This is a genomic window from Actinotalea sp. (assembly GCF_041597215.1).
Lineage (GTDB): Bacteria > Actinomycetota > Actinomycetes > Actinomycetales > Cellulomonadaceae > Actinotalea.
Window position 1 is genome coordinate 1 of record NZ_JBFHHB010000200.1, and the last position, 5,925, is coordinate 5,925.

7 protein-coding genes are annotated in these 5,925 nt (G+C 74.1%); 3 read left to right on the forward strand and 4 right to left on the reverse strand.

Annotation, left to right across the window (positions count from 1 at the left end; all coding sequences use genetic code 11):
• Positions 1 to 1,108: LCP family protein (locus tag ABWK99_RS12625; RefSeq protein ID WP_372595055.1), on the forward strand; the 1,108-nt coding region annotated here is incomplete at its 5' end.
• Between the two features lie 25 nt (positions 1,109 to 1,133).
• Here ABWK99_RS12625 and purE read toward each other — a convergent pair.
• Positions 1,134 to 1,688, reverse strand: a complete 555-nt coding sequence (gene purE, locus ABWK99_RS12630; protein ID WP_372595056.1) for a 5-(carboxyamino)imidazole ribonucleotide mutase — start codon at positions 1,686 to 1,688, stop codon at positions 1,134 to 1,136.
• An 81-nt stretch (positions 1,689 to 1,769) separates the two neighbouring features.
• Positions 1,770 to 2,999 carry a 5-(carboxyamino)imidazole ribonucleotide synthase gene (locus ABWK99_RS12635; RefSeq protein ID WP_372595057.1) on the reverse strand — a complete coding sequence of 410 codons (1,230 nt, stop codon included), beginning with the start codon at positions 2,997 to 2,999 and terminating at the stop codon, positions 1,770 to 1,772.
• Between ABWK99_RS12635 and ABWK99_RS12640 the strand changes: the two genes are divergently transcribed.
• Positions 2,998 to 3,450: a GtrA family protein gene (locus ABWK99_RS12640; RefSeq protein ID WP_372595058.1), complete on the forward strand. Its 453-nt coding sequence runs from the start codon at positions 2,998 to 3,000 to the stop codon at positions 3,448 to 3,450. The two genes, ABWK99_RS12635 and ABWK99_RS12640, sit on opposite strands and share 2 nt — an antisense overlap.
• Here ABWK99_RS12640 and ABWK99_RS12645 read toward each other — a convergent pair.
• Positions 3,412 to 4,752, reverse strand: coding sequence for an ATP-binding protein (locus ABWK99_RS12645; RefSeq protein WP_372595059.1), 1,341 nt, complete (start codon positions 4,750 to 4,752; stop codon positions 3,412 to 3,414). The genes ABWK99_RS12640 and ABWK99_RS12645 overlap by 39 nt on opposite strands.
• A gap of 2 nt (positions 4,753 to 4,754) precedes the next feature.
• The gene (locus tag ABWK99_RS12650; RefSeq protein ID WP_372595060.1) at positions 4,755 to 5,438 is read right to left on the reverse strand and encodes a response regulator transcription factor; all 684 of its coding nucleotides are present in this window, start codon (positions 5,436 to 5,438) and stop codon (positions 4,755 to 4,757) included.
• Positions 5,439 to 5,625: 187 nt separating this feature from the next.
• On the opposite strand from ABWK99_RS12650, the gene ABWK99_RS12655 reads away from it, so the two are divergent.
• On the forward strand, positions 5,626 to 5,925 hold a 300-nt coding region (locus ABWK99_RS12655; protein ID WP_372595061.1), incomplete at its 3' end, for a hypothetical protein.

A 5,925-nucleotide genomic window follows, 5' to 3' on the forward strand; every position in this document is an offset into this window, starting at 1 on the left:
CCGCCCCCCGGCGCCTGCCCGAGCAGCGACGCCCCCGCCGCCTCGCCCGGTCACCGTGCGCCCGGCGTCGATGAGCCCGGTCGCGCAGGGCGGCGCTCCCGCACCGCCGGCGGCCTACGCCCCTGTCCCGGGCGGTCGTCCCAGCCGTCGACGGCGCGTCGTCGTCCTGGTCGCGGCGGTGCTCGCGCTGCTGCTCGCCTGGCCGGTCGGGCTCGCGCTGTGGGCCAACGGCAAGGTGCAGCACGTGTCCGCGCTCTCCGGGGCGGCGGACACCCCGGGGACCACCTACCTCCTGGCAGGCTCCGACTCCCGCGGCGAGGGCGGGATCCCCGAGGACGGTACGGAGGGCGCCCGGACCGACACGATCATGGTCCTCCAGGTCCCGGCCTCCGGGACCACCTCGCTCATCAGCCTTCCGCGGGACACCTACGTCGACATCCCCGGGCACGGACCCGCCAAGCTCAACGCGGCCTTCTCCCTCGGCGGCGCCCCGCTCCTGGTGAGCACCGTCGAGCAGATCACCGGCCTGACGGTCGACCACTACGTCGAGATCGGCCTCGGTGGGGTGGCCTCGATCGTGGATGCGGTCGGCGGCGTGGAGCTGTGCATGGACCCCGCCGTGGACAAGGTCACCTTCCCGGTGAACGACCCGGACTCGGGGCTCGTCTGGGAGGCTCCCGGCTGCCGTGTCGTCGACGGCACCACGGCCCTGGCCTACGCGCGGATGCGCAAGGCCGACCTCGAGGGCGACATCGGCCGCGCCCGCCGTCAGCAGCTGCTGATCTCGGCCGTCACCTCGCAGGTCGCCGAGCCCTCGCTCGTCCTGCGCCCCGGTCGGCAGGTCGACCTCGTCGACGCCGGCACGGGAGCCCTGGTCGTGAGCGACGGCACCGGCGCGGTGGACCTCGCCCGACTGGCGCTGGCCTTCAGGACGGCGACGGGCACCGAGGGCGTCCGTGGCACGCCACCGATCTCGAACCCGGACTACCGGCCCGGCGGCATCGGCTCGACCGTGCAGCTCGACCCGGACGCCGCTCCCACCTTCTGGACCGCCGTCCGCGACGGCAGCCTGGACGCAGGAGCGGTCGGCGGCCTCCCGGGGACCTAGCCGTTCGCGGGGCGGCCCCGTCAGGTCAGCCCGCGCTGAACCCCGTCGCTCCCGGAGCACCCACCCCGGTGCCGTGCCGTGACCGTAGCCGTGCGCCCTTGGCCTGGGCCTGCTCCCGCAGCCCCTCCTGGAACCGCAGCATCGCCGCGCGCAGCTCCCCGGCGCGCTCGTCGGTCCCCGCAGCGAGGATCCGCACCGCGAGCAGCCCGGCGTTGCGCGCTCCCCCGACGGAGACCGTCGCGACCGGCACGCCCGCGGGCATCTGCACGATCGACAGCAGCGAGTCCATCCCGTCCAGGTGCGCGAGCGGCACCGGCACCCCGATGACCGGGAGGGGCGTCACGGCGGCGAGCATCCCCGGCAGGTGCGCGGCTCCCCCTGCCCCGGCGACGATGACCTTCAGGCCCCGGTCGGCCGCCGAACGGCCGTAGTCGATCATGTCCTGGGGCATCCGGTGCGCCGAGACGACGTCGACCTCCGTCGGCACCCCGAACTCCGCGAGGGCCAGGGCCGCGGCCTCCATGACGGGCCAGTCGGAGTCGGAGCCCATCACCACTCCGACCAGAGCCTGCTCACTCATTGCGTGTCCCTTCGTCGTGGCCCACCCTGGCACGTCCCGCGCCCCGCAGCGGCGCAGTGCGCCGAGGGCGAACGCCCGCGCTCAGCCGGTCGGTTCGTCCCCGCGCAGCAGGGCTGCGGCCCGGGCCGCCCGCGAACGCACCTCGGCGAGGTCCTCCCCGCAGACGGTGACGTGCCCGAGCTTGCGCCCGGCGCGGATCTCCTTGCCGTACAGGTGCACCCGCACCCCCGGGTCGGCCGCCACCGCCGGCAGGGCGTCCGTGAGCCGCTCGAGGCTGCTGCCCAGGACGTTCGCCATCACCGACCAGCGGGCGCGGGCCGACGGGTCGCCGAGCGGCAGGTCGAGGACGGCGCGAAGGTGCTGCTCGAACTGACTGGTCACCGCCCCGTCGAGCGTCCAGTGGCCCGAGTTGTGCGGGCGCATCGCGAGCTCGTTGACCACGACGCGTGCCGGGCTCCCGCCCTCGCCCGCGATCTCGAAGAGCTCGACGGCCAGGACACCCGTCACGTCGACACCGGCCGCCACCGCGACGGCGGCCTCGACGGCCTGCCGCTCGACGTCGGGGTCGAGGCCCGGGGCGGGGGCCAGGACCTCTGCGCACACGCCGCCCACCTGGACGGTCTCGACCACGGGCCAGACGGCGACCTCGCCGGACGGCCGGCGCGCCAGCAGGACCGCGAGCTCGCGGACGAAGGGGACCTTCTCCTCGACGAGAAGGGCGGGTCCGCCGTCCGCCGCGGCCTCGAACCAGTCGGCGACCTGCGCGGACGACCGGACCACCCGGACGCCCTTGCCGTCGTAGCCGCCACGGGAGGTCTTCACCACGGCCTCGCCGCCGACCTCCGCGAGGAAGGCGTCCAGCGCCGCCGCGTCGGGGACCGGGGCCCACCGGGGGCAGGGCACGCCGAGCTCGGTGAGCCGACGCCGCATCACGATCTTGTCCTGGGCGTGGCGCAGGGCGTCGGGTCCCGGGCGCACCGCGATCCCGAGCGCCTCGACCTGGGCGAGGACCTCGGCGGGGATGTGCTCGTGCTCGAAGGTGAGGACGTCAGCCGGAAGCCCGTCGTCGCCGACCCCGCGCACGAGGTCGAGCACGTCACGCGCCGAGCGGGGAGCACCCACCGGGGCGTCGACCACCACCCGGGCCGCCGAGGAGCCCTCGCCCTCGACCAGCACCCGCAGGTGCAGACCGAGCGCGGTCGCCGCCGGCGTCATCATCCGCGCCAGCTGCCCGCCACCCACGACCGCTACGACCCTCGTCACGGTGGCTGAGCGTAACAAGGACTGCGTCGCACGTACGCTGGGGACCATGCGCGCGCGACTTCTCGAGCTGATCCGGTTCGGATCCGTGGGCTCGCTCGCGTACGTCGTGGACGTCGGCCTGTTCAACCTGTTGCGCTTCGGGCCGGGCACGCTCCTGGGCGACCGCCCGCTCACCGCGAAGGTCATCTCCGTGGCCGTGGCCACCGTCGTGGCATGGCTGGGCAACCGGTACTGGACGTTCGCGGGACGACGTACCGCCGGTCGCGCCCGGGAGTTCGCGGGCTTCGCCGTGGTGAACGTCGGCGGCATGCTCATCGCCGTCGCCTGCCTGTGGTTCTCGCACTACGTCCTGGGCCTGCGCTCGCCGCTGGCGGACAACATCTCGGCGAACGTCGTCGGGCTGGTGCTCGGCACGGCGTTCCGCTACCTGGCCTACCGGCGGCTCGTCTTCACCGGGGGCTCAGCTGCGCGTGCGGCCGTGCCCACGTCGACGCCGTAGGGAGAGCGTCGACCCGCGCGGCAGGACCGTCTCCGGGTCGAGAAGGCGCGGCACGCCCGCGAGGAAGATCGAGAACACTGCCGGCCGACGCTGGGCGAGCTCGAGACGACCGCCGTCGGCCGCCACGAGGTCACGGGCGAGCGCAAGACCGAGACCCGTGCCCTTGCCCGACGTCACCTCGCGCTCGAAGATCCGCGGGGCGAGCGCGTCCGAGACGCCCTCGCCCTCGTCCATCACCTCGATGACGATCGCCCCGCTCGAGCCGGAGGGTCGAGAGCGGACCGTCGTCGTCCCGCCCCCGTGCCGCAGGGAGTTCTCGATGAGGGTCGCGAGCACCTGGGCCAGAGCCCCGGGCGTCGCCAGGACGGAGACGTCCTTGCCCACCTCGACGACGAGCTTGCGCCCCGCCTTCGCGTAGGAGGGACGCCACTCCTCCTCCTGCTGGTGCACGACCTCGAGCAGCCGGATGGGCTCCGTCGTCCCGCCGGAGGCCCGACGGGAGCGGGTCAGCAGGTCGTCGACGACGGCGACGAGGCGTTCGACCTGCTCGAGAGAGATGCGGGCCTCCTCGCGGACCTCCTCCTGGTCGCTCGCCAGGGTGATCTCCTCCAGGCGCATCGTCAGCGCCGTGAGCGGGGTACGCAGCTGGTGGGAGGCGTCGGCCGCGAACTGACGCTCGGCGGCGAGCCGTCCCGCGAGCCGGTCAGCGCTGCGTCCGAGCTCTGCGGCCACGAGGTCGATCTCCTCGACCCCCGAGGCCTCCAGGTGCGGCCTGACCTGCCCCGAGCCGAGCTGCTCCGCGCTGGCCGCGAGGTAGATGAGCGGTGCGGCCAGCCGTCTGGCCTGCCACAGCGCCACCGCGATCCCGGCAGCGAACGCGACGAGGGAGGCGGCGATGACCAGGGCCACCGCCTTGCTCGACTCCCAGAACACGTCCCACCAGTCCAGGGTGAGCAGCACCACCGCCCCGGAGGGCTCGGTGCGCACGACGGCCGGGTATGCCCGCCCGGCGATCGGCTCGCCCGCCCGCAGCCGGGTGCCGTCCGGGGCGACCACGGAGACCGACGCGGGCAGGGTGCCGTCGTCCCCGCCGACGTAGAACTCCAGCAGGTCCTCGGTGATCGGCCGGCCGGAGGCGATCCGCGCCTCGATCTGACGTCCCAGCGCGGTCGCCCGGTCGTCGCGGCTGCGCAGCTCGGTGTCGCGCACCAGCCGCGCGCCGTAGAAGGCGAGCGGGATCCCCAGGAGGACGACGGCAACCGTGACCGCGGCGATCGTCGCCTGCAGGACGCGGCGACGCACCGTCAGTCCTTGCCGGACTCGAAGCGGAAGCCCATGCCTCGGACGGTGGAGATGTACTGGGGTGAGTTCGCGTCGTCGCCGAGCTTGCGACGCAACCAGGACACGTGCATGTCCAGCGTCTTGGTGGATCCGGTCGGGTCGCTCTCCCAGACCTCACGCATCAGCGCCTCGCGCGGGACGACGCTCCCGGCGTCGCGCACCAGCACCCGCAGGAGCTCGAACTCCTTGGCCGTCAGGTGCAGCTCCCGCTCGCCCTGGAAGGCGCGGTGGGCGGCGAGGTCCATCCGGACGTCCTGCGCGTGGAGCTCGTCCTCCTCGGTGCCGTCGGTGTGCGAACGGCGCAGCAGGGCACGGACCCTCGCGAGGAGCTCGGCGAGCCGGAAGGGCTTGGTGACGTAGTCGTCGGCGCCGGCATCGAGGCCGACGACCAGGTCGACCTCGTCCGCCCGCGCCGTCAGCACCAGGACCGGGATGGTGATGCCCTGGTTGCGGATCCATCGGGCGACGTCGAGCCCGTCCATGTCCGGCAACCCGAGGTCGAGGATGATGAGGTCGGCCGCAGGGACGGCCTCGATGGCTCCTTGACCGCTGCCTTGCACGACGACGTCGTACCCCTCGCGGGTCAACGCTCGGGCCAAAGGTTCGGCAATGGCAGGGTCGTCCTCGGCCAAGACCACATGCGTCATACGGTCATGGTGCCACACCAGGTGCTCCCCACCGGAGCGACGAGCCGACTCCGGGCGGGACCGAGTGGGTGCGCGAGGCGGGGGCCGCCCCGACCCGACCACTCGAGGGCCCTGTGCAGGGCAGGTCGCCCACATCGGAGCGGGGCCCGTCGGGGTGGCGTGCGCCGCGACCCCGCACCGTGCTCGCATGCGCTTCACGCTCCAGCACGTCGGCGAGGTGGAGGTCCCCGACCGGATCACCGTGCGGGCGGCCCGGTCAGGGCTGGCCGCGATCACCGGGATCGGGGCGCTCGGTACGGCCGCGCTCAGCATCGACGGCCTCCTCCTGGACGACGGGCAGCTCGCGGGAGCCGAGCCGTGGGTGCCGGGCAGCGTCCTGCAGGTGGGGCGCCCGGGCGGGCCGGTCGCCCCCGACCCCGCCCGGCAGGCCCTTCGGACGGACTGGCACCTGGCCGTGGTCGCCGGTCCGGCCACCGGAATGGTGGCC

What these genes read in the sequence shown, in the direction of transcription:
- ABWK99_RS12650 (WP_372595060.1), bottom strand. Translation starts at nt 5,438, where the DNA reads ATGACGCATGTGGTCTTGGCCGAGGACGACCCTGCCATTGCCGAACCT.
- purE (WP_372595056.1), bottom strand. Translation starts at nt 1,688, where the DNA reads ATGAGTGAGCAGGCTCTGGTCGGAGTGGTGATGGGCTCCGACTCCGAC.
- ABWK99_RS12635 (WP_372595057.1), bottom strand. Translation starts at nt 2,999, where the DNA reads ATGGTCCCCAGCGTACGTGCGACGCAGTCCTTGTTACGCTCAGCCACC.
- ABWK99_RS12640 (WP_372595058.1), top strand. Translation starts at nt 2,998, where the DNA reads ATGCGCGCGCGACTTCTCGAGCTGATCCGGTTCGGATCCGTGGGCTCG.